This is a genomic window from Modestobacter sp. VKM Ac-2982, from assembly GCF_026967935.1.
Lineage (GTDB): Bacteria > Actinomycetota > Actinomycetes > Mycobacteriales > Geodermatophilaceae > Modestobacter.
The window spans coordinates 441,546-463,329 of the sequence record NZ_JAPVBL010000002.1 but is presented as its reverse complement, the minus strand read 5'-3'; the positions used below and the strand labels follow the sequence as shown (position 1 = coordinate 463,329).

The 21,784-nt window shown below is 73.0% G+C and carries 18 protein-coding genes; 9 read left to right on the top strand and 9 right to left on the bottom strand.

What is annotated here, in order from left to right:
* Window positions 1-81 precede the first annotated feature (81 nt).
* From O2W20_RS09150 to O2W20_RS09135, 4 genes are all read left to right on the top strand, one after another.
* Window positions 82-237 carry a hypothetical protein gene (locus O2W20_RS09150; protein WP_269172939.1) on the top strand — a complete coding sequence of 52 codons (156 nt, stop codon included), beginning with the start codon at window positions 82-84 and terminating at the stop codon, window positions 235-237.
* Window positions 234-1,124 carry a hypothetical protein gene (locus O2W20_RS09145; protein WP_269172940.1) on the top strand — a complete coding sequence of 297 codons (891 nt, stop codon included), beginning with the start codon at window positions 234-236 and terminating at the stop codon, window positions 1,122-1,124. The genes O2W20_RS09150 and O2W20_RS09145 overlap by 4 nt, the downstream gene beginning before the upstream one ends.
* 315 nt (window positions 1,125-1,439) lie before the next feature.
* Window positions 1,440-2,111 (top strand): NADPH-dependent F420 reductase, encoded by a 672-nt coding sequence (locus tag O2W20_RS09140; RefSeq protein WP_269172941.1) that lies wholly within the window; start codon window positions 1,440-1,442, stop codon window positions 2,109-2,111.
* Window positions 2,112-2,226: 115 nt separating this feature from the next.
* Complete coding sequence (locus O2W20_RS09135; RefSeq protein ID WP_269172942.1) at window positions 2,227-2,610, top strand: VOC family protein; 384 nt, start codon at window positions 2,227-2,229, stop codon at window positions 2,608-2,610.
* 110 nt (window positions 2,611-2,720) lie between these two features.
* Here the strand turns inward: O2W20_RS09135 and O2W20_RS09130 are convergent, their stop codons facing one another.
* Window positions 2,721-3,599: an AAA family ATPase gene (locus O2W20_RS09130; RefSeq protein ID WP_269172943.1), complete on the bottom strand. Its 879-nt coding sequence runs from the start codon at window positions 3,597-3,599 to the stop codon at window positions 2,721-2,723.
* 241 nt (window positions 3,600-3,840) lie between these two features.
* Window positions 3,841-6,045 (bottom strand): MMPL family transporter, encoded by a 2,205-nt coding sequence (locus O2W20_RS09125; protein WP_269172944.1) that lies wholly within the window; start codon window positions 6,043-6,045, stop codon window positions 3,841-3,843.
* 173 nt (window positions 6,046-6,218) lie between these two features.
* Between O2W20_RS09125 and O2W20_RS09120 the strand changes: the two genes are divergently transcribed.
* The 4 genes from O2W20_RS09120 to O2W20_RS09105 all read left to right on the top strand — a co-directional run bounded on the left by O2W20_RS09120 (window position 6,219) and on the right by O2W20_RS09105 (window position 11,494).
* Window positions 6,219-7,358 (top strand): sensor histidine kinase, encoded by a 1,140-nt coding sequence (locus O2W20_RS09120; RefSeq protein ID WP_269172945.1) that lies wholly within the window; start codon window positions 6,219-6,221, stop codon window positions 7,356-7,358.
* Window positions 7,355-8,017, top strand: coding sequence for a response regulator (locus tag O2W20_RS09115; protein WP_269172946.1), 663 nt, complete (start codon window positions 7,355-7,357; stop codon window positions 8,015-8,017). The genes O2W20_RS09120 and O2W20_RS09115 overlap by 4 nt, the downstream gene beginning before the upstream one ends.
* A 316-nt stretch (window positions 8,018-8,333) precedes the next feature.
* Entirely contained in the window at window positions 8,334-10,019 is a 1,686-nt protein-coding gene (locus O2W20_RS09110) for a LuxR C-terminal-related transcriptional regulator (RefSeq protein WP_269172947.1), read from the top strand.
* 98 nt (window positions 10,020-10,117) lie between these two features.
* Window positions 10,118-11,494 carry an FAD-dependent oxidoreductase gene (locus tag O2W20_RS09105; RefSeq protein ID WP_269172948.1) on the top strand — a complete coding sequence of 459 codons (1,377 nt, stop codon included), beginning with the start codon at window positions 10,118-10,120 and terminating at the stop codon, window positions 11,492-11,494.
* 33 nt (window positions 11,495-11,527) lie between these two features.
* Here the strand turns inward: O2W20_RS09105 and purU are convergent, their stop codons facing one another.
* Both purU and O2W20_RS09095 read right to left on the bottom strand, forming a co-directional pair.
* A complete protein-coding gene (gene purU, locus O2W20_RS09100) occupies window positions 11,528-12,376 on the bottom strand; it encodes a formyltetrahydrofolate deformylase (protein WP_269172949.1) in 849 nt (282 codons plus the stop codon).
* 10 nt (window positions 12,377-12,386) lie between these two features.
* Window positions 12,387-13,760, bottom strand: a complete 1,374-nt coding sequence (locus O2W20_RS09095; protein WP_269172950.1) for an L-serine ammonia-lyase — start codon at window positions 13,758-13,760, stop codon at window positions 12,387-12,389.
* A gap of 130 nt (window positions 13,761-13,890) precedes the next feature.
* Here O2W20_RS09095 and O2W20_RS09090 point away from each other — a divergent pair, with 130 nt between their 5' ends.
* Complete coding sequence (locus tag O2W20_RS09090; RefSeq protein ID WP_269172951.1) at window positions 13,891-14,559, top strand: GntR family transcriptional regulator; 669 nt, start codon at window positions 13,891-13,893, stop codon at window positions 14,557-14,559.
* Between the two features lie 16 nt (window positions 14,560-14,575).
* Here the strand turns inward: O2W20_RS09090 and folP are convergent, their stop codons facing one another.
* From folP to O2W20_RS09065, 5 genes are all read right to left on the bottom strand, one after another.
* Window positions 14,576-15,448 carry a dihydropteroate synthase gene (gene folP, locus O2W20_RS09085; protein WP_269172952.1) on the bottom strand — a complete coding sequence of 291 codons (873 nt, stop codon included), beginning with the start codon at window positions 15,446-15,448 and terminating at the stop codon, window positions 14,576-14,578.
* A 66-nt stretch (window positions 15,449-15,514) separates the two neighbouring features.
* Window positions 15,515-17,983, bottom strand: a complete 2,469-nt coding sequence (locus O2W20_RS09080) for a GcvT family protein (RefSeq protein ID WP_269172953.1) — start codon at window positions 17,981-17,983, stop codon at window positions 15,515-15,517.
* Window positions 17,984-18,035: 52 nt separating this feature from the next.
* Window positions 18,036-18,611 carry a sarcosine oxidase subunit gamma gene (locus tag O2W20_RS09075; RefSeq protein ID WP_269172954.1) on the bottom strand — a complete coding sequence of 192 codons (576 nt, stop codon included), beginning with the start codon at window positions 18,609-18,611 and terminating at the stop codon, window positions 18,036-18,038.
* The gene (locus O2W20_RS09070) at window positions 18,604-21,471 is read right to left on the bottom strand and encodes a 2Fe-2S iron-sulfur cluster-binding protein (protein ID WP_269172955.1); all 2,868 of its coding nucleotides are present in this window, start codon (window positions 21,469-21,471) and stop codon (window positions 18,604-18,606) included. The genes O2W20_RS09075 and O2W20_RS09070 overlap by 8 nt, the downstream gene beginning before the upstream one ends.
* Window positions 21,468-21,779 carry a sarcosine oxidase subunit delta gene (locus tag O2W20_RS09065; RefSeq protein WP_269172956.1) on the bottom strand — a complete coding sequence of 104 codons (312 nt, stop codon included), beginning with the start codon at window positions 21,777-21,779 and terminating at the stop codon, window positions 21,468-21,470. The genes O2W20_RS09070 and O2W20_RS09065 overlap by 4 nt, the downstream gene beginning before the upstream one ends.
* Window positions 21,780-21,784: the final 5 nt, after the last annotated feature.

The window sequence follows — 21,784 nt, the reverse complement described above, 5'->3', positions numbered from 1 at the left end:
CGTCCTGGACCGCCAGGCGGACGGGCAGTCCCGAAGCTCCTGCCCTGCGCGTAGCGCCTGGTGCATGGCACGGTCGCGGTCATGACGTCGCCTGCCGCGCCACCGTGCGCCACGCTCACCGCCCGCGCCCCTGCTCGGCCCGCACCGCGCCCCGACATCGTGCAGGTCACGACCGAGGCCCAGGTCGCCCGCACGGTCCCGTCGCTGCTGGAGGCCGTCGGGGCGGTCGCACCGTGACGTCCCCGCTCGGCCCGACCCTCGAGCACCGGGTGGGCCGTGCGACCCGCTACATCGAGCAGCAGCTCGGCACCGCAGGCACCGCCACCTGGGAGGACACCCGGGAGCACCTCGCGAAGACCCTCGGCATCTCGCCGTCGCTCACCATCGAGCCCGTCCTGCGGGCAGTGATCGACCTCGAGTCGACCGGGGCGCTCGCGCACGACCTCGCGACGGAGAGGTACCGGCGGCCTCTACCGACCGACCCGCAGGGGGCGCCGCTCGCCGAGGTCGCCGAGGCCGTGCTCACCCTCGGCCGGCCGACCAAGGCCGACGGCGGGCACCGGACGATCCATCAGACCTTCAAAGCGCTCCGCGGCGAGTACCGGCACGCCGATGTCTACCGGGCGATGCACGAGCGGCTCAAGGGGCGCGAGCTCGAGCTGTACGCCATGAAGTGCTGGCGCGCCCGCGGCGAGCTGGCGCTCGCGGCCACACGGCTCGCGGACCCGACCACCACGGTCGCGCAGGCGCTCGCCGACGAGAGGAAGCTCGAGGCCCACCTCGTCGACGCCTACGTCGCGACGCTCGGCTACAAGCCGAGGCTCGAGCACCCGATCAGGAGGGACGGGGACTCCGGCCTCTTCGCGGACGTCTACGACGAGCGTCGCCGCCTGATCATCGAGGCAAAGGCCACCGTCAACGGACTGTTCCCGGCAATCGGGCAGGTGCACCGGTACCGCTACCTCATGAACCTCGCCGCCGACCGGACTCTCGTCGACCGGGTGGCCGTGCTGCTGCCCGGTGAACCGTCCCGAGATGATCTCTCATGCGCCGCGTCGATGGACCTGGGTCTCGACGTGATCTGGCAGGACGGCGAAGGCTTCGAGCACCGAGTGCTCAAGTGACGCACGGCGGCACGGTCATCGTCGCCACCTGAACCCTCGCGGGGACTACTGACCCCCTCCACCTGCTCGACGAGCCGACGTCGGGCCTGCGCGGCGGTTCGCGGACTCCTGATGGGCCCGGCGCGGTCACCCGGCCTTGGCCGGCTGGAACACCGGGAGCGTCGAGCCGTTGCAAGCAGGTGAACGCTCAACTTCATGGCGACAGGAGGGCTCATCCATGACCACGCAGCTCTACGGCACCCATCTCCTCCCCCGGGTGCGCGAGCTCCTCGCCGCTGGCGACGGCGTATCGGCCGCCACGCCGGAGGTGCAGGCATGACCACGCTGGGCATCCTCGGCGCCGGCAAGGTGGGCACCGTGCTGGCCCGTCTCGCGATCGCGAACGGGTACGACGTGCTGGTCGCCGGCTCGGGCGACCCAGCGAAGATCGCGTTGACCGTGGAGGTGCTCGCCCCGGGGGCGACCACGACGACCGCGGCTGATGCCGCACTCAAGGCGGATGTCGTCGTCCTGGCCCTGCCGCTGGGCAAGTACCGCACTCTGCCGGTCGATGCACTGGCCGGGAAACTGGTCATCGACGCGATGAACTACTGGTGGGAGGTCGATGGCGTCCGCGACGACCTCACCGATCCGCGCACCTCCACCAGCGAGATCGTGCAGGTCTTCCTGCCGGAGTCCCGGGTGGTGAAGGCGTTCAACCACATGGGTTACCACGACTTGGAAGGCGAGACCCGCCGCGTCGGCGATCCCGGCCGGAAAGCGATCGCGATTGCCGGGGACGAGATCGCCGACCTCGACACCGTTGCTCGGATCGTCTCCGACCTGGGTTTCGACGCGGTCGTCGCCGGCCCTCTCGCGCACGGCGTGCGCCTCGAGCCGCGAACCGAGCCCTTCGGCGCCGACGTCGACGCCGAGCAGCTGCGCGCGATGATCGATCGGTTCCCCGCCTCCGACCGCGGCCGGGAGGTCATCGCCGCTCGCCGGTGACCTGGCTGCACTGCCGGTCAGCTCGTCACCCCGCGGGGCTGCTCGTCCGATGCGTGAGCTGGCCCGCGGCGCGGCCTTCCGCGGAGCGACCGCACGCCTGACGGAGGATGTTGCGATGGAGGTGTTGAGCAGCCGCATCCTGCTGCGACCGACCGAGCCGACGCGGTCACACGCGTTCTACGGCGACGTCCTCGGCCTGGCCGTCTACCGGGAGTTCGGCCCACCGGAGCATCGCGGCGTCGTCTACTTCCTGGGCAACGGCCTGCTGGAGGTCTCCGGTCATGCCGAGCAGCCACCCGTGGGGCTGGGCCTCTGGTTGCAGGTACGGGACGTCGCCCGGGAACACGGGCGGCTGGCGGACGCCGGTGTCACGATCACGCGACCGCCTCGAGCAGAACCCTGGGGACTGGTCGAGATGTGGATCGAGGACCCCGACGGCGTCCGGATCGCCGTGGTCGAGGTCCCCGACGACCACCCGCTGCGCCGCGACCAGCGCTGAACCCTCATCGGGGCACACCGACCGGCAAGCCGGGCCGCCACCGGCGGGACCGCCGAGGTGTCGCCCACCGAGCCAGCGTCGTCACCGGAGAGTTCGGCTCCACACGTCGGCTACTCGCCCAGCGTGCGGACAGCCTCGGCGATGTCGCTCGCGGTGAGCGTCGACACGTCGGCACGGTCGAGCGCGTCCACGCTCCGGCCCTCGTCCCGCGTCAGCCGCAGCGCCTGGCGGTTGAGCGCCTGCTCGAACAGCGTGCGTGCGAAGCGCGCGTTGCCGGACTCCTCATCGGAACTCAGGCCAGCGAGGGTGCGGCGGAGCGTCACCTCAGCACCGGGCTCCAGCAGGTACTCGTGCTGGGCCACGATGCTGATGAAGATCGCTTCGAGTTCCTCCGTCGAGTAGTCGGGGAACTCGATCTCGCGAGCGAACCGCGAGCGGAGGCCGGGGTTCGAGCGCAGGAACGACTCCATGAGCCGGGGATAGCCGGCCACGATCACCACCAGGCGATGGCGGTGGTCCTCCATGCGCTTGAGCAGCACCTCGACCGCCTCCGGCCCGAAGTCCAGCCGGCCGTCGCCCTCCGGGGCCAGCGAGTATGCCTCGTCGATGAAGAGGACACCGTCGAGTGCCCGGCGGACCACGCGGTCGGTCTTGATCGCGGTCGCTCCGACGTACTGCCCGACCAGGGCAGCCCGATCGACCTCCACCAGGTGGCCCTTCTGCAGCAAGCCGACCGCCCGATACGTCTCGGCCAGGAGCCGCGCCACCGTGGTCTTGCCCGTACCCGGGTTCCCGAGGAAGACCAGGTGCTGGGACGTCGCCGCCTCGGGCAGGCCGTGCACCTTGCGGCGCGCCTGCACCTGCAGGAAGGCGACGAGCGCCCGCACCTGCTCCTTCACCACGTCGAGCCCGATGAGCCCATCGAGCTCCGCCTGGATCGCCACCAGCGGCCGAGCGGGTACGGGGCGGCCGCCGAAGAGGTCGCTCACCAGGTCGTCCACGCCCCGCCTACCGGACCGCGGGAGTTGATCTCCCAGCCGACCGACGGTCTCACGCAGGTCGTCGAGTGGCTTGCGGTTGGAAGCCATGCCGGGAGCTTATGGGCCATGGAGGCAGCGAGCCCCTCGCCAGATCCCCAGGACTGGGTCGTCGGTGGGTCGGTCACGCGGGCCTGCGCGAACTCACGGCCCGCCGGCCGTCCTCACTCCGCTGGGTCGCACCTCGAATCGGTCACGCGTGCGTCGAGGTCGGCCGGGACTGGTCGGTGGCCAGGTGCACATGATCGTCGACACCGCGCTGGACCACGCGCGCGGGAGTCGCCTCGACCTCGCCCTCCACCCGCACCACGGGGAGCAGCCGGTCGAGCCACCCCGGCAACCACCAGTTGGCCTTGCCCAGCAGCGCCATCGTCGCCGGCACGAGCACCATGCGCACCAGCGTCGCGTCGAGCGCGATGGCGACGGCCAGCCCCAGGCCGATCATCTTGACGAAGGGTTCCGGGGTCGCGACGAACGACAGGAACACCGCCGTCATGATCAGCGCCCCGCAGGTGATGACGCGGGCGCTGGACGCCAGCCCGCGCGCGACCGCCTCGACGTTGTCCCCGGTGGCGTCGTAGGCCTCGCGGATGCGCGAGACGAGGAAGACCTCGTAGTCCATCGACAGGCCGAACAGCACGGCGAAGAAGATGGCCGGCAGCGGTGAGGCGATGAGGTAGGTGCCCTCGAGCCCGATCAGGCCGCCGAGCCAGCCCCACTGGAAGACCGCGACCACGACGCCGTAGGCCGCGCCGATCGACAGCAGGTTCATGACCACGGCCTTGAGGGCGACCGTGACCGACCGGAACACCACGACCAGCAGCAGGAAGGACGCGACCAGGACCGACCCCAGGAGCAGCGGCAGGGTCGAGCTGAGCGAGGTGTCCAGGTCGATCGCGAGGGCGGCCGGGCCGGTCACGTGCACGCCGTCGGGCGCGCCGGACCGGATCCGCTCCAGCGTCTGCGCTGTGGCCGGGTCGGCCGGCGCGGTGGTCGGCAGCGCCGTCAGCACGGCGGTGTCGCCGTCCGTGGAGAGCCGAGCCTCGGCGACCGAGCCGATGCCGGGGTCGGCCGCAATGCGCTCGGCGAGCAGCGGGACGTCGTCCACGCCCGGGCCGGAGCCCGAGAGGTCGGCGACGACGAGCAGCGGCGCGTTCATGCCGGGCCCGAAGCCCTCGGCGAGCAGGTCGTGCGCCTGCCGGTGCGTGGTGCCCACCGGCGCGTCGCCGGCGTCGGGGAACCCGGTCTTCATCGACAGCGCGGGCGCGGCCAGCGTCAGGAGCAGCGTCGCCGCCACGACCAGGTACGGCCAGGGCCGCGCGGAGATGCGGTGGGACAGCCGCCACCAGACGGTCGCCTCGACGGAACGCGCGGGACGCCGCCGTCCGACCACCCGACCGGCGTCGATGCGGTCGCCGAGCAGCGACAGCAGCGCGGGGAGCAGAGTGAGCGCCGTCGCCACGGCGAACAGCACGACGAGCGATGTCGCGAGGCCGATCGACGCGAGCACGCCCATGCCGGTCAGCACGAGGGCTGCCATGGCGAGGACCACGGTGACGCCGGCGAAGAACACCGCGGTGCCGGAGGTGCCCATCGCGGCGGACAGGGCCGTCGCGTTGTCCTGGCCGGCGATCCGGTTCTCGCGGTAGCGGGACACCAGGAACAGCGCGTAGTCGATGCCGACGCCGAGCCCGACCATCGCGGCGATCACGGGCCCCGATGTGGAGACGTCCATCGCTCCGGCGAGCAAGGTGATGCCGCTGAGCCCGGCGGCCACCGCGACCAGCGCCAACGCGATCGGCACGAGCGCGGCCACCACCGTGCCGAACGCGACGACGAGGACGACCAGCGCGACGAGGACGCCGACCGCCTCGGCGCCCGACGGCTCCGGCTCGGTGTTGAGGAACACCACCTCACCGCCGACCTCAGCGGTGAGCCCGGCGTCGCGCGCTGGGGCGAGGGCCGCGGCGAGCGCCTCGGCCGGCTCCGGCCCGAGCTCTCCGGACGGCGCGTCCAGGACGATGTCGGCGAAGCCGATCCGCCCGTCGGGCGAGACTGCGTCGCTCGCGAAGGGCTCGGTCACCGCGGTGACGCGCTCCACCGCGCGCAGCTGGACGAGCGTCGCCTCGACGTCGTCCCGGTAGGCGGTGAGGAGCTCGCCCTCGGGTGCGGCGAACACCGCGACGGCGGAGCCGACGGCCGCCTCGGGGAAGCCCTGCTCGAGCAGCTCGGTGGCGGCGGCGCTGTCGCTGCCACGCACGGTCAAGTCGTCGAGGTAGGCGCCGCCGAGCGTGCTCGAGAGCGCGACGACGAGCGCAGCGAGCAGGGCCCAGGCGCAGATCGTCCGCTTCGGGCGGCGGGCGCTCGCGGTGCCGATCCGTCGGATCCAGCCGTTCATGGTCGCTCCAGGGAGTCGGGAGGAGGCGGTCACCTCGGACTGTCCGCGCGAGCCGCGCTGCCGTCGCCCGGCGCGGGACGGGCTCGGAGCGGCGCCGTCTCCCCCTGGAGGAGGAGACCGGTGCCCGTCTCCCGACCGGCGACAGCAGCGCCGGGCGCGCCTACGTTCAGCGCATGCGACCCGGCCCGTTCACGCGCTGGCCGCGGGCGGCCGACGCCGTCCTGGCCGCGGTGCTGTTCGTGCTCACGCTGTTCTTCACGACCGGGCCGGACGACTCGTGGGTGCTGCGCGACCTCGGCGACGTCCCGCCCTGGGTCGTGCTGCTGTTCGCCGTCGGCAGCGGCGCGCTGTACTGGCGCCGCCACGCACCTGTCGTCGTCCTCGCCGTCGTCCTCGCCGCGTGGGCGCTGACCCTCGGCAGCGGCCACGCCGACCTCGGCGGCCATGCCCTCTTCGCCCTGTACGCCCTCGGGCGCTACGGGTCGGTCGAGCGGTGGGGACACGTCGGGGTGGACGTCGCGCTCGTCGTGCTCGTGCTCGACGGGGTCACCGGCGACGTCCCGTGGAGCGGGGTCGGGTTCGGCGTCGTCATCTTCTTCGCGGTCTGGTACGTCGGACGTCGGGTGCGGCTGCGCTCTGAGCGCGCCGTGCTGCAGGAGCGCGAGCTGAGGGAGCGGGAGCGTCGCATCGTGGCCGAGGAGCGGTCCCGGATCGCGCGCGAGCTGCACGACGTCGTCGCGCACCGGGTGAGCCTGATGACCGTCCAGGCCGGGGCGGCGAAGACCGTCGCGTCAGCCGACCCCGAGGCGGCGGCGCGTGCGATGGGCGCGGTCGAGGAGGCCGGCCGGCAGGCGCTGGACGAGCTGCGTCACCTGCTCGGCGTGCTGCGTCCCTCGACCGGATCGGGGGACACCGAGCCGCAACCGGGTCTGGCCGACCTCCCCGCGCTGGTGGCGCGGATGCGCGAGGCGGGCATGGACGTCGACCTGGACATCGACGGCGTGACCTGCGGGCTGCCCGCGCGGGTGGAGCTGTCGGCGTACCGCATCGTGCAGGAGTGCCTGACGAACGTGGTGAAGCACGCGGGTCCCGGCGCGCGCACCGGCGTCCGGCTCACGACCGAGGGACGGGAGCTCGTCGTCGAGGTGCGCGACGACGGCAGCGGAGCCACGACGCTGCCCGGCGCTGGGCACGGCATCCTCGGCATGCGCGAGCGCGCGCAGCTGCTCGGCGGCTCCCTCGACGTCGGCCCGCGTCCGGACGGCGGGTTCGCCGCCCGGGCCCGACTGCCGCTCGACGGCGGGGCGGCATGACGATCCGGGTGGCCGTCGTCGACGACCAGGCGCTCGTGCGTGGCGCGTTCGCGATGGTGTTGAACCACCAGCCGGACATCGAGGTCGTCGCGGAGGCCGGCACCGGCGTCCAGGCGATCGACGTCGCCCGCCGGCACCGGCCCGACGTCGTGCTGATGGACATCCGCATGCCGGAGATGGACGGCCTGGAGGCCACGGCGCGCATCGTCGCCGAGCTCGGCGACGCGGTGCGGGTGCTCGTCCTCACGACGTTCGAGCCGGATGAGTACGTCTACCGGGCGCTGCGCGCAGGAGCGAGCGGCTTCGTCCTCAAGGACCTCCCGCCCGAGCAGCTCGTCGTCGCCGTCCGCACGGTGGCCGACGGCGGCGCGCTGCTGGCGCCGTCGATCACCCGGCGGCTGATCGAGCGGTTCGCGGCGCAGCGCGCGCCCGACACCGCCCTCGCCGGACGGCTGGAGAGCCTGACCACCCGCGAGCGCGACGTCGTCACCGCCGTCGCGAGGGGGCGGAGCAACGCCGAGATCGCGCGCGAGCTGTACATCGGCGCGGCGACGGTGAAGTCGCACGTGTCGAGCGTGCTCACCAAGCTCGGCCTGCGCGACCGCGCCCAGGTGGTGGTGTTCGCCTACGAGGCGGGGCTCGTCGAGCCGGGCGCCTGAACGCCGGGCGACGTCAGTCGGCCCGTTCGGGCGGGCCGGGCGCGGCAAGCGGATGGCGAGCCTGCTGCAAGCAGTGGGCACGTGCACGATCTCCTGCGAATCCCGCGCAAGAACACATCACGGCTCCGCGGCGCGGCCCGCGCTCCCCCGCCCCCGGCCCCGCGGAGACAGCAGGTGGGACGGCTCCCACTTCTGAGTGTCCAACTCCCCCCTCGGACACCAGCAGAGAGCCCACGGTCGCTGATCGTGGGTCCTGGCGTCTTCGGGCCGCACGATCCGGTACCGCTGACGGCCACGCCGCCGCACCATGGGGAGCGTGGTGGAAGCGCTCGAGCAGGCCCGCGCGGCCATGGACGTCCAGGCCTGGGACGTCGCCCGCACGCTGCTCGTCGCCGTGGACGACCAAGGCGGGCTCGCTGAACCGGAGGACCTGCAGCGGCTGGCGCTGAGCGCGTCTCTCACCGGCCGGGACGAAGTGGCCGACGCCGGCTGGGAGCGGGCGTACGGGGCCTTCCTCGACCGGGGAGAGGTGCTGCCGGCCGTCCGGTGCGCGTTCTGGCTGGGCCTCGTGCTGAGCGCCGCCCGAGGCGACGAGGCACGCGGGAGCGGCTGGTTCGCCCGAGCGCACAGGGTCCTCCGTGAACGGGGGCCCGAGGACTGCGCCGAGCGGGGGTACCTCCTCCTCCCGGTGGCCCTCCGGGACCTGGACGGCGGCGATCCGCACGGCGCGCTCCGCGCATTCTCGGAGGCGGCTGCCATCGGCGAGCGCTTCGGCGACGCGGACCTGTCCACCCTCGGTCGCCTCGGGCAGGGGCAGTCGCTGATCCGCACCGGCGAGACGGCATCCGGGCTGGCCCACCTCGACGAGGCCATCGTGACCGTCGGGGCCGGGCGCGCGTCGCCGATCGCGGTCGGCATCGTCCACTGCGCCGCCATCATCGCGTGCCAGCAGGTCTTCGACCTGCGGCGGGCCCAGGAGTGGACGGCGGCGCTGGACGACTGGTGCGACGCGCATCCCGATCTCGTTCCCTTCCGGGGCCAGTGCCTGGTCCACCGGTCCGAACTGGCCCAGTGGCGGGGCGACTGGGATCAGGCAGTCATCGAGGCCGACCTCGCCTGCCGGTGGCTGGCCGACGCGTCGGATCCGGCGGCCGGGATGGCCCACTACCAGCGCGCCGAACTCCACCGCATGAGAGGAGAGCACGCGCTCGCCGAGGCGTCCTACGAGGAGGCCCTCGCCCTCGGCCACGACCCGCACCCCGGCCTCGCCCTGCTGTGGTTGGCCCAGGGCCGCACGGAGGCGGCAGCGGGCGCGATGCGCTGCGCCGTCGAAGGGACCTCTCCCGCTCACCCGGGCGTCGTGAGCGAGCTCCGCGCACCCCGGCCGCGTTCGCTGCTGCTGGCCGCGCAGGTGGAGGTCATGCTCGCGGCCGGGGACGTCGCGGCGGCCCGCACCGCCTGCGGGGACCTGGACGGGGACGCCGACGTCCCCCGCACCGGCGCTCTCCGGGCCATCTCCGCCCGTGCCCGCGGAATGGTGGAGCTGGACGAGGGGCGGTACGCATCGGCACTCCGGGCGTTGACCGATGCCCGCGCGGACTGGACGCACCTGCAGGCCCCCTACGAGCTGGCCCGGACGCGCGTCCTGCTCGCCCGGGCCCTGCGCGCGCTCGGCGACGAGGGGACCGCATCGATGGAGGACGCGGCGGCGAGACGGGTCTTCGAGGCGGTCGGTGCCGCTCCCGATCTCGAGCGTCTGCCCGCCCCGCCGGCCGGCGGTCCTGCGACTCAGCTGACGCCCCGGGAGCTCGACGTCATCCGGCTGGTGGCCGCAGGGCGAACCAACCGTGAGATCGCCGAGCAGCTGGTCATCAGCGACAAGACGGTCGCCCGCCACCTGCACAACGCCTTCACCAAGCTGGACCTCCCGAACCGGGCAGCGGCCACGGCCTACGCCTACGAGCACCACCTGGTGCAGGGCCGCATGGACAGGACGGTGTAGCCGCAACCGACGCACAGTTGCACCGATCGGCCGACGCGGCGCAGGCCGGGCGGTTCCTAGCGTGGGTGGACACAGCACCGCCGACGCGAGGAGGGGCCGTGAACCACCGCCTGGGAGACCACGCAGTCGTGCTCGGCGCCGGCATGGCCGGGCTCGCGCACGCCGTACCGCTGGCCGAGCACTTCGACCGAGTAACGCTGGTCGAGCGGGATCCCCTGCCCGACCGGGCCAAGGCCCGGCGCGGCGTGCCGCAGGGGCAGCACATCCACCTGCTCGTGCCCGGAGGGCTGGCCCGCCTGGAGGCACTGCTCCCTGGGGTGGTCGACGACCTGTCCGGCCACGGGGCCGAGCTCATCGGGTCGCCGGAGTGGCGATTCCACATGGGCGGGGGCCGGCTGGCTCTGCGGGGCTCGGACTTCCGCATCACCGGGGCGACGCGCCCCCTGATCGAGGACGTCGTCCGCGCCCGGGTGCTGGCGCTCGGTGGTGTCGAGGTGCTCGACGGCTGGACTGCCCGCGAGCTGCTGACGACCGACGACCGGAGCCGCGTCACCGGCGTGCGGCTGCGATCGGAGGCTGATCCGGCCGACGAGCGCACCCTGGAGGCCGACCTGGTCGCCGACACCACGGGCCGGGGCTCCCGGTCACCGCGCTGGCTGGCGGACCTGGGGTACGCGCCGCCGGCCGAGGAGCGCCTGAAGGTCGACGTCCACTACACCACGCGCCTGTTCCGCAGGAGTCCCGGCGATCTGGGCGGCAGCCGCAACGTACTGGTGGACGTCCCGCCCGACGGACGCCGTGGTGGCGTGGCCCTGGCGATCGAGGAGGGGCGCTGGCTCGTCACGCTCATCGGGATGCTCGGCGAGCGTCCACCCGCGGACCTGACCGGCTTCACCGACTACGCCGCCGGGCTCTGGAACGGCGACGTCCACGAGGTCGTCTCGGGCGGGACGCCGATCGGGGACGCGGTCCGGGCTGCCTTCCCCTCCTTCTCCCGCCACCGCTACGACCGGCTGCGGCGCATGCCCGGGAGGTACCTCGTCGCCGGCGACGCGGTCTGCTCCTTCGATCCGCGCTTCGGTCAGGGCATGACCGTGGCGATCATCGAGGCCCTGGAGTTGCGCCGCGTCCTGGAGGCTCACGGCCTGGACCGCATCGGTCCGAGGGTGCTGTCGTCAGCGCAGTGGGCCGTGCAGGATGCCTGGGACCTCGCGGCGGGCGGCGACCTCGCCCACCCCGAGGTCGAGGGGCCGCGGCCACCGTCGTGGCGACTCACCACCGCCTACCTGCAACGCCTGCTGCCCGTCGCCCATCACGACCCGGTGGTGGCGACGGCGGTCATCAGGGTCATCGGGATGCTCGACCGCCCGCAACGACTGATGCGCCCGCAGCTCCTCTGGCACGTGCTGAGCGGGTCCCGACGGAACGGCCATCGCACGCCGTCGTCCGACGACGCCGTGGGGTCGCGTGCGTGAGCGAGCACCGCCCCACCCCCGGCCGACCCGGGATCAGCGGAAGACGACCGTGCTGTGACCGTTGAGCAGCACCCGCCGCTCGCTGTGCCAGCGCACGGCCCGGGAGAGTGCGAGCGCCTCGGCGTCCTGGCCCACCGTGGCCAGGGCGCGGGGGTCGTGGGTGTGGTCGATCCGGATGACCTCCTGCTCGATGATCGGGCCCTCGTCCAGCTCGGGTGTCACGTAGTGGGCGGTCGCCCCCACCAGCTTGACGCCGCGGTCGAACGCCTGGTGGTAGGGCTTGGCGCCCTTGAATCCCGGCAGGAACGAGTGGTGGATGTTGATCGCCCGTCCGTACAGCGCCGCGCACGTCTCGTCGGAGAGGACCTGCATATACCGGGCGAGCACCACGAGGTCGACGCGGTAGGCGTCGACCAGTTCGAGCAGCCTGGCCTCGGCGTCGCGCTTCGTGGTCGGGGTCACGGGCACGTGCTCGAAGGACAGGCCGGCGGCTTCCGCCATCGGCCGCAGGTCCTCGTGGTTGGAGACCACCGCGACCAGCTCTCCGCCGAGGTTGCCCGCCCGCCACCGGAAGATGAGGTCGTTCAGGCAGTGCCCGAGCTTGGAGACCATCACGAGGATCCGCTCCGGCTGATCGCCGGCGACCCGGTACGACATCCCGAACTGGTCGGCCACCGCGCGGAATGCCCGGGACAAGCGGTCGACGTCGTTGTCCTCCGCGCAGACGAACGCCGTGCGCAGGAACAACTGCCCGCGGAGCGGGTCGTCGAACTGCTGGTGCTCGACGATGTCGCAGCCCTGCTCGAACAGGAACGAGCTGACGGCGTGCACGATGCCCGGGCGCTCGGCGCAACTGAGCGTGAGGGTGAAGGGGTGGGACACGGGTGCCTCCTCAGCACTCGACGATGTTGAGCGCCAGCCCGCCACGGGCGGTCTCCTTGTACTTGTCCTTCATGTCCGCGCCGGTCTCGCGCATGGTCTTGATCGCCTTGTCCAGGGAGACGTGGTGCCGGCCGTCGCCCCGGACGGCCATGCGGGCCGCGGTGATGGCCTTGATCGAGCCGACGGCGTTGCGCTCGATGCACGGGATCTGCACGAGCCCGCCGACGGGGTCGCAGGTGAGGCCGAGGTTGTGCTCGATGCCGATCTCGGCGGCGTTCTCCACCTGTTCCGGGGTCCCCCCGATGACCTCGGCGAGGCCTGCGGCGGCCATGGAGCAGGCGGAGCCGACCTCCCCCTGGCAGCCCACCTCCGCACCCGAGATGGACGCGTTCTCCTTGAACAGCAGCCCGATCGCCGCGGCGGTGAGCAGGAAGCGCACCACCCCGTCCTCGGAGCAGGAGTCGACGAAGTCGCGGTAGTAGTGCAGGACGGCGGGCACGATGCCGGCGGCGCCGTTCGTGGGAGCGGTGACCACCTGTCCGCCGGCCGCGTTCTCCTCGTTCACCGAGAGGGCGTAGAGCGTCACCCACTCCATCGCCCGGAGCGGGTCGGACTCGTCCGGGTGCTCTTCCAGCTGGGTGCGGAGTGCGGCGGCGCGCCGGCGCACCTTGAGCCCCCCGGGCAGGACGCCGGAGACCTGGGTGCCGCGGTCCACGCACTCCTGCATCACCGACCAGATGTGCAGCAGTCCGGCGCGGACCTCCGCCTCGGTGCGCCAGGCCAGCTCGTTGGCCAGCATCACGTCGCTGATCCGCAGACCCGTCTCCCGCGTCCGGGCCAGCAGCTCGTCACCGGTGTGGAACGGGTACCGCACCGGTGTCGGGTCCTCGACGATGGCCGGGTTGCCCGCGTCGTCCTCGTCGAGGACGAACCCGCCGCCCACCGAGTAGTACTCCCGACGGCTGATCTCCTCGCCCTGCGCGTCCAGCGCCCGGAAGAGCATGCCGTTGCTGTGGAAGTCCAGGCGCTTGCGCCGGTGGAGCACGACGTCGTCGTCGATGGAGAAGGCGATGAGGTGCTCTCCCGCCAGCCGGAGCTCCCCCTCGGTACGAACGGCGTCGACCCGGGGTTGGGCGGCCACCGGGTCGACGAGGTCGGGTCGTTCGCCCTCGAGGCCCAGGACGACCGCCTTGACGCTGCCGTGTCCGTGTCCGGTGGCACCGAGGGACCCGAAGAGCTCGCAACGCACGCCGGCGACACGCGTCAGCAGTGCCTCGTCACGGAGCCGGGACGCGAAGGAGCAGGCCGCACGCATGGGGCCGACGGTGTGCGAGCTCGACGGGCCGATCCCCACCTTGAACAGGTCGAAGGCGCTGATGGTCATGCAGGCTCCTCGCAGCACCGGCGGCCGGAGCGATCGCGATCACTGGTTGATATACCAGTTGTAGGATGAGCGTATGTCTTTCACTACATGGAGGCAAGCCTCGGCGATCGTCAGCCCCTACGATCAGGGCGTGACCGCCGTACCGCTGGACCTGGACCCGTCTGCCGTCACGTCCCTGGCGGACAAGGCCTACGTGGCGATCCGGGACCGGCTGATCATGCTGGCCATCAGCCCGGGCGATCCCATCGACGACGACGCACTCGCACAGGACCTCGGCGTGGGCCGGACCCCGGTCCGCGAGGCGCTGAAGCGACTGGAGGTCGACCGTCTGGTCGTGTCGTACCCACGACGCGGCACGTTCGCGACCGGCATGGACATCTCCGATCTGGCCGACATCTCCGACATCCGCGCCCAGCTGGAGCCACTGGCGGCCCGCCGCGCCGCGGACCGTGCCTCCCGCACCGGGCCGGCCGAGCTCGAGGAGCTGGCCCTGCGCATCGAGCACCTCGACGTGGGCCAGCTCGACCGGACGGAGCTGATGCGCTGGGACCTGGCCGTGCACCGGACCATCTACCGGGCCGCCGGCAACCCGCACCTCGAGGACGTGCTGATCCGCTACGACAACCTGGCGACGCGCATCTTCTGCCTGTTCCTGGACCGCCTGCCGAGGGTGGACGAGCACGTCGGGGAACACGTGGACCTGCTCCGGGCGATCGCGGCCGGTGAGCCCGACCGGGCCAGCGACCTCGCCCGTGAGCACGTGCTGGGCTTCGAGCGGGCCATCCGTGCGGTGATCTGACCGCCGCCGCGCTCCGTCAGACCGTCTCGACGGCCGCCAGGACGGCGAGGACGTCCCGCGTGGCCGCCACGTCGTGCACGCGCAGCACCGCAGCACCCCGCTGGGCGGCGAGGACGGCCGCGGCCAGGGAGGCGGGCAGCCGCTCCCCCACGGCCCGACCGGTGAGCTGGCCGAGCATGGACTTGCGGGACAGCCCGGCCATGATCGGCACACCGAGGCTGCTGAGACTGTCGAGGGACGCCAGGAGTGCGAGGTTGTCCGACAGGTCCTTGCCGAACCCGAAGCCCGGATCGACCACCAGGTGCTCCGGCCGGATGCCGGCCTCGAGGCAGACACGCAGTCGTTCGGCGAGGAAGGCGCGCACCTCGGGCACGACCGCCTCGTAGCCGGGCGCGCGCTGCATGGTGTCCGGCGAGCCCTGCATGTGCATCAGGCACACCGGCACCCCCGACTCCGCGGCGGCCTCCAGCGCACCCGGTGACCGGAGTGCCCGGACGTCGTTGATCATGCTCGCGCCGGCGGCGACGGCCGCCCGCATCACCTCGGGCCGCGAGGTGTCCACGGACAGCGGCACCGCGACCCGCCGCACCAGTGCCTCGACCACCGGGACGACGCGGTCCAGTTCCTCGGCGAGGGTCGGCGGTCGGGAACCGGGCCGGGTGGACTCCCCGCCGACGTCGATGAGGTCCGCCCCCTCGTCGGCGAGCGTGCACCCGTGCTCCACGGCTGCGGCGACGGTGGGACACCGCCCCACGTCGGAGAAGGAGTCGGGAGTGACGTTGAGGATGCCGCAGACCAACGGCCGCCCCGCCGCGAGAGCCCCGCCGAGGGACTGCGGCGAGCCGGCACCGCCCGCCGCCAGACCGGGCACAGCGTGCGCCAGGGCCATGACGTCGTCCGATCTGTCTGTCCCCCGGCACGCCGTCCGGCGGCATGCCGAGGAGGGGGTGCGGTCTCAGCCGCGGATCCGGGACATCTCCGGGTCCACCAGCGGTTCGGCGGCGATCGTCGCCCGGATGCGACTGCCGAAGTACTCGATCTCGACGGCGGTGCCGACGGTCGCCGAGGCCGGGAGCCAGGCGTAGGCGATCGGCCGGCCGACGGTGTGCCCGAAGGCCGCGCTCGTCACGTAGCCGGCCGGACGCCCGTCGACGAACACCGGCTCGTGGCCGAGGACGACGCTGCGTCCGTCGTCGATGGTCAGGCAGGACAGCCGGCGGCTCACCGTGTCCGCGCTGAGCCCCTCGACGGCCTGGCGCCCCACGAAGTCGGTCTTCTTCTGCGTGCGGACGGCGAAGCCGAGACCGGCCTCGTACGGGTCGTGCTCGGTGGTCATGTCGTGGCCCCAGGCGCGGTAGCCCTTCTCCAGCCGGAGGCTGTTGAACGCGGCCCGGCCGGCGGCGACGACGCCGAGGTCCTGGCCGGCCCGCCACAGCACGTCCCACAACCGCTGACCGTTGTCGGCGCTGGTGTAGATCTCCCAGCCGAGCTCGCCGACGTAGGACAGCCGCATCGCCGTGACCGGCACTCCCCCGATCCGGGCCGGCTTGGCGCGGAAGTACTTCAGCCCGTCGTTGGTGAAGTCGTCGGCGCTGACCCGCTGGACCAGGTCCCGGGCCCGCGGGCCCCACAGGCCGATGCAGCACGTGCCGCCGGTGATGTCCCGGATCTGGACCGTGCCGTCGTCCGGCGCCTGGCGGTGCAGGTGGTCGTGGTCGAGGGGGCCGTTGGCCCCGATCTGGAACAGCTGCTCGCCCAGCCGGGCGACGGTGAGGTCGCTCCGGACACCGCCGGCCTCGTCCAGGACGAGGGTGTAGGTGACCGCCCCGACCGACTTGTCCATCTCCCCCGTCGTGAGCCGCTGCAGGAGGCCGAGGGCGCCGGGACCGCTGACCTCGAGCCGCTTGAGCGGCGTCATGTCGTACATCGCCACGGCCGTGCGCGTGCGCCACGCCTCGGCCGCCGCGATGGGCGAGTGGAACTGCGCGCTCCAGGGGTCACGCGCCGGCGGGGTCCACTCCGGCGGCAGCTCCGCCAGCAGCGCCGCATTGGCCTCGTACCAGTGCGGACGCTCCCAGCCGGCCCCCTCGAGGAAGACGGCGCCGAGCTCCCGCTGCCGGGCGTGGAAGGGGCTGACCCGCAGGTCGCGCGGGGACAGCCGTGGCTGCAGCGGGTGCAGCACGTCGTAGACCTCCACGAAGTTCTGCTGCGAGGTCTCGCTCACGTACTCCGGCGCGAGCTGGACCTCCTCGAACCGGTGGACGTCGCACCCGTGCAGGCCGACCTCCGACCGCCCGTCGACGAGCAGCTGGGCCACCGCCCTGGCCACCCCCGCCGAGTGGGTGACCCAGACCGCCTCCGCGATGAAGAAGCCCCTGACGTCGCGGGACTCGCCGACCAGCGGGCCGCCGTCCGGGGTGAAGGAGAAGACCCCGTTGAAGCCGGTGTCGATCTTCGACGAGCGGAGGGAGGGCAGGAGGAGCTGGCTCTCCTCCCAGACCGGGGCGAAGTCCTCCTCGGTGAACGGCAGCATGGAGGGCATCGACGACTCACGCACACCGTCCCCCTGCGGCAGCTCGCGCAGGTCGACCGGCATCGGCCGGTGGGCGTAGGAGCCGATGCCGAGGCAGTCCCCGCGCTCGCGGAAGTAGAGGTCCTGGTCCTGGTGGCGCAGGATCGGCAGGCTCGCCTCGCTCAGCTCGTCGTTGCGGCCGACCAGTTCCGGCACCTGCCCGGTCCAGGCGAACTGGTGGGCGAGCGGCAGCAGCGGCACGTCCATCCCGACCATGGCGCCGAGCTCCACCCCCCAGAAGCCGGCGCAGGACACCACGATGTCGGCGGGGATGACGCCGTCCGGGGTCCGGACGCCGGTCACCCGGCCGCCGGTCTGCTCGACACCGGTCACGCGGGTCGACCCCTGGAAGCGGGCTCCGCGGGCCTCCGCGCGTCGGGCCAGCGCGACGACCGCCCGGGACGCCTTCGCCAGGCCGTCGCTGGGGATGTGCAGGCCGCCGAGGATCCGGTCGCGGTCGACCAGCGGGTGCAGCCGCACGCACTCGTCCACGTCGACCACCTGTGCCTCGACCCCCCAGGACGTGGCCCAGCCCTGCTTGCGGTACAGGTCAGCCAGCCGCTCCGGCGTGGTCGCGACCTCGAGCCCGCCGACCTGGTTGAAGCACCAGGCGCCGTCGACGTCGATGCTCGAGAACTTCTCCACGGTGTAGCTGGCCAGCGCCGTCATCGTCTTGGACGCGTTGGTCTGGAAGACCAGCCCGGGCGCGTGCGAGGTGGAGCCCCCGGTCAGCGGGAGGGGTCCCTGATCGACCACGGTGACGCGGTCCCAGCCACGGGCGGTCAGCTCGTCGGCCAGGTTGGCGCCGACGATCCCCGCTCCGATGACGACCACACGTGGGGTGCTGAACATGGCTTTCGCTCCTGACGTGCCGGTGGATCCGGGGACGGACGACGAGGGTCGTTCAGCTGTCGTGGGTGGGGGTGAACTCGAGGGCCGCGTCCAGCAGCCAGTCGGCGAGGTAGCCGGCGAAGGACGCGCGGACGAGGACCAAGAAGTCGTCGCCGACGTCGGAGAGGGCCAGCAGCACGACGCCGGCCTGACCCAGCAACGTCTGCGCACTGTTCCCCCGGCCGAAGACCCGCGGGTGCAGGTCGATCGAGCAGCCCTTGGCGAGCACGTCACGCACCCGCGCGCCGGTCAGCCGCAGGCCGATCCGCTGGGCGGAGACGTCGGTCACCGACCCGCCCAGCGGGACGACCGCGGCACGGATCCGCGCCTCGAGCTGCTCCGGGGTCTCCGTGGTGCTGCTCAGCAGCCACTCGTCCGGACCGAGCCAGACCGCTCGCCCCGTGCCGTGCTGCGCCCAGGTGTTGGGCACCGTCGGCAGGGCGGCGTCCAGCGCCTCCGACGCCGCGGCGCCGAGCCGGACGACGGCCATCGCCACGAACGGTTCGGCGGTGATGCCGACGGTGTCGGGCAGCCGCTCCAGGGCGGTGCTCCACGCCTGGAGCGGGTGGGTGCGCAGCAGCTCAGCCATCGCGACGGGCTCCTTCGGGGTCGACCAGCACCGAGCCGGTGACCTCGACCGGGACGAGGGTGCCGTCGACGGGGACGTGGACGGTGTCACCGATGCGCGACCGGCCTCCCTTGACCAGGGCGAGGGCGAAGGGACGCGCCAGCTCGGCGCTGCGGTAACTGGAGGTGACGTGGCCGAGCATGGGCACCGGCGGTGGTGGCAGCTGGCCGTCGGGGTGGAGCTCCACGATCTGCGAGCCCTCCGGCAGCACCGTCCGCCGGTCGACGGGCAGGAGCCCGACCAGCTGCTTGCGCAGCGGGTCCTGGTTGGCCTGGCGGGCGAAGGAGCGCTTGCCGACGAAGTCGGGCTTCTTCTTCGACACCGCCCACGCCATGCCCAGGTCGTGCGGGGTGACGGTGCCGTCGGTGTCCTGCCCGATGATCGGGTACCCCTTCTCCGCCCGGAGGACGTGCATGGTCTCGGTGCCGTACGGCGTGATGCCGCACGGGCGGCCGGCCCCGAGCAGGCGTTCCCACACCGCGACCCCGTACCAGGGGTTGACGTAGACCTCGAAGGCGAGCTCGCCGGAGAAGCTGATCCGGGCCAGCCGGACCGGCACCCCGTCGAGGGTGGTGTCCCGCCAGGTCATGAACGGGAACGCCTCGTTGGCGACGTCCACCTGGGGGAAGACGGCGCCGATGACGTCGCGGGAGCGGGGGCCGACGACGGGGAACGTGTTCCACTGCTCGGTGACCGAGGTGCAGTGCACCCGCAGGTCCGGCCACTCCGTCTGGGCCCACTCCTCCATCCAGTCGAGGACCTTCGCCGCACCGCCGGTGGTGGTGAGCAGCAGGAAGCGGTCCTCGGCCAGGCGCAGCACGGTGCCGTCGTCGATCACCATGCCGTCGACGCCGCACATGACGCCGTAGCGGACGGAGCCGACCTTCAGGCTGCTGATCATGTTCGTGTACAGCCGGTCGAGCAGGACGGCGGCGTCGGGACCCTGGACGTCGATCTTGCCCAGCGTCGAGCCGTCGAGGATCCCGACGCCGGTGCGGGCGGCGACGCACTCGCGGAGGACCGCCGCCTCCATGCCCTCGCCGGGGCGCGGGTAGAAGCGGGGACGCTTCCACTGACCGACGTCCTCGAAGACCGCGCCGGCCGCCACGTGCCAGTCGTGCAGCGACGTGACCCGCTCGGGGTCGAAGAGCCGACCGCGGTCGCGGCCGGCGAGGGCAGCGAAGGCCACCGGCGTGTAGGGCGGCCGGAACGTGGTGGTCCCGGTGGCCTGCACCGGGATCCCGAGCAGCTCGGCGGTGATCCCCGAGGTGAGGACGCCGGAGGTCTTGCCCTGGTCGTGCGCGGTCCCGATCGTCGTGTAGCGCTTGATGTGCTCGATGGAGCGCAGGCCGGCGCCGACCGCCCGTTCGATGTCGGCGACCGTGGCGTCGCGCTGCAGGTCGACGAACGAGGTGTGCCCGCCGGCGCCGGAGGTGTCCGGCACCCGCCACAGCACCAGGGGCGCCGCTGGCGTGACCGGCTCCGGTGCCGTGGGCAGCCGGTCCTCCCCCGGCGGCCGGACCGCCAGCGCGGTCAGGGCGGCGCGGGCCACGCGCTGCCCGTCCGCCAGGCACCCGGCCAGGTCGAACACACCCGCCGCCGCGCCGGTCACCGACAGGCCTTCGAGCTCCTCCGCGGGGAGGAACGCCCCCAGGACCTCGTCGTAGCGCAGCCGGCCGCGGGCCTGGCTGAACAGGTGCACCGCCGGGTTCCAGCCACCGCTGACCAGCAGCAGGTCGCAGGCGATCGCGCTGCCGGCGCCGACCTCGCCGTCCGCGAACCGGGCGACGAGGGCGTGCGTGACCCGCTCGACGCCCTGCGTCCCCGTCACGACAGCCCCGGACAGGACCCGGATCCCGGCGCGCTCGCACTCCTCCCGGCGCGGCGAGCCCACCGGCCGGGCGTCGACCACGGCCTGGACGCGCACGCCCGCGCGGTGCAGGTCCAGGGCGGCGTCGTAGGCGCTGTCGTTCGTGGTGAACACGACGGCCTCGCGGCCGGGCAGCACGCCGTAGCGGTGCAGGAACGTGCGCGCGGCGCCGGCGAGCATGGTGCCCGGGCGGTCGTTGTCGCTGAAGACCACCGGTCGCTCGTGGGCTCCGGTCGCGACGACGACGGAGCGGGCCCGGAGCCGCCACACCCGCTGGCGGGAGACGTGCTTGGGCGCCGCCGTCCCGAGGTGGTCGGTGCGCCGCTCCAGTGCCAGGACGAAGCCGTCGTCGTAGCTGCCGAAGGCGGTGGTGCGCTGCAGGTGCAGGACCTCGGGGTGGCCGGCGAGCTCGGCGACCGCCGCGGCGACCCACTCCGGCGCCGGGGCGCCGTCGAGGCGGTCGGTGCCGGCCAGCAGCGAGCCGCCCGCCTCGGACTGGTCGTCGACGAGGGCGACGCGGGCACCGGAGCGGGCGGCGGTGAGCGCGGCGGCCAGGCCCGCCGGCCCGGCACCCACCACGAGCACGTCGACGTGGTGGTGGACGGCGTCGTACCGGGCGGAGTCGGAGATCTCGGCGAGGCGGCCCTGCCCCGGCAGACCGTGGGCGACCAGCCCGTCGTGGAGTTCCACCGTGGTGGCCAGCAGCATGGGCTCGGGGAAGGGCTCCTCGATCTGCACCAGGCCACCCGGGTCCTCGGCCCAGGCCGCGGCGATGCCGCGGGGTCGGCCCAGCTTGATGCTCGTGGCGATCTGGTGCCGGCCGGCGGCGAGCAGGGCCGAGGCGAGCGTGTCACCGGGATGGCCGGTGTGGGTCTGCCCGTCGAAGGTGAACTCGAGGGTGGTGGCGCGGTCGATGCGGCCGCCCTCGGCGGTGCGGAAGGGGCTGGTCATGGGGCTGTGCTCCTGCGTGACCTCGCGAGCTCGGTCGCGTGCGGCTGGGGGGCGTCGAGGCGGTGGACGCTCTCGAAGCGGTAGGTGGCGGTGTCGCGGATCGCGTTGAACCAGCGCCGGCAGCCGGCGCTGTGGCACCAGCGCTCGGCGAAGCGGCCCTTGGTGTTGTCGCGGAAGAAGACGTAGTGCGCCCACTCCTCGTCGGAGACCTCGGCGGGGGCGTCGGGGTACGGGACGTGGGCCTGGCCGCCGTAGTGGAACTCGACCTCCTCGCGGGGGCCGCACCACGGGCATTCGATGAGCTGCACGGGGA

What these genes read in the sequence shown, in the direction of transcription:
- O2W20_RS09115 (WP_269172946.1), top strand. Translation starts at nt 7,355, where the DNA reads ATGACGATCCGGGTGGCCGTCGTCGACGACCAGGCGCTCGTGCGTGGC.
- O2W20_RS09135 (WP_269172942.1), top strand. Translation starts at nt 2,227, where the DNA reads ATGGAGGTGTTGAGCAGCCGCATCCTGCTGCGACCGACCGAGCCGACG.
- O2W20_RS09150 (WP_269172939.1), top strand. Translation starts at nt 82, where the DNA reads ATGACGTCGCCTGCCGCGCCACCGTGCGCCACGCTCACCGCCCGCGCC.
- O2W20_RS09095 (WP_269172950.1), bottom strand. Translation starts at nt 13,760, where the DNA reads ATGACCATCAGCGCCTTCGACCTGTTCAAGGTGGGGATCGGCCCGTCG.
- O2W20_RS09075 (WP_269172954.1), bottom strand. Translation starts at nt 18,611, where the DNA reads ATGGCTGAGCTGCTGCGCACCCACCCGCTCCAGGCGTGGAGCACCGCC.
- O2W20_RS09120 (WP_269172945.1), top strand. Translation starts at nt 6,219, where the DNA reads ATGCGACCCGGCCCGTTCACGCGCTGGCCGCGGGCGGCCGACGCCGTC.
- O2W20_RS09125 (WP_269172944.1), bottom strand. Translation starts at nt 6,045, where the DNA reads ATGAACGGCTGGATCCGACGGATCGGCACCGCGAGCGCCCGCCGCCCG.
- O2W20_RS09070 (WP_269172955.1), bottom strand. Translation starts at nt 21,471, where the DNA reads ATGACCAGCCCCTTCCGCACCGCCGAGGGCGGCCGCATCGACCGCGCC.
- folP (WP_269172952.1), bottom strand. Translation starts at nt 15,448, where the DNA reads ATGGCCCTGGCGCACGCTGTGCCCGGTCTGGCGGCGGGCGGTGCCGGC.
- O2W20_RS09140 (WP_269172941.1), top strand. Translation starts at nt 1,440, where the DNA reads ATGACCACGCTGGGCATCCTCGGCGCCGGCAAGGTGGGCACCGTGCTG.
- O2W20_RS09080 (WP_269172953.1), bottom strand. Translation starts at nt 17,983, where the DNA reads ATGTTCAGCACCCCACGTGTGGTCGTCATCGGAGCGGGGATCGTCGGC.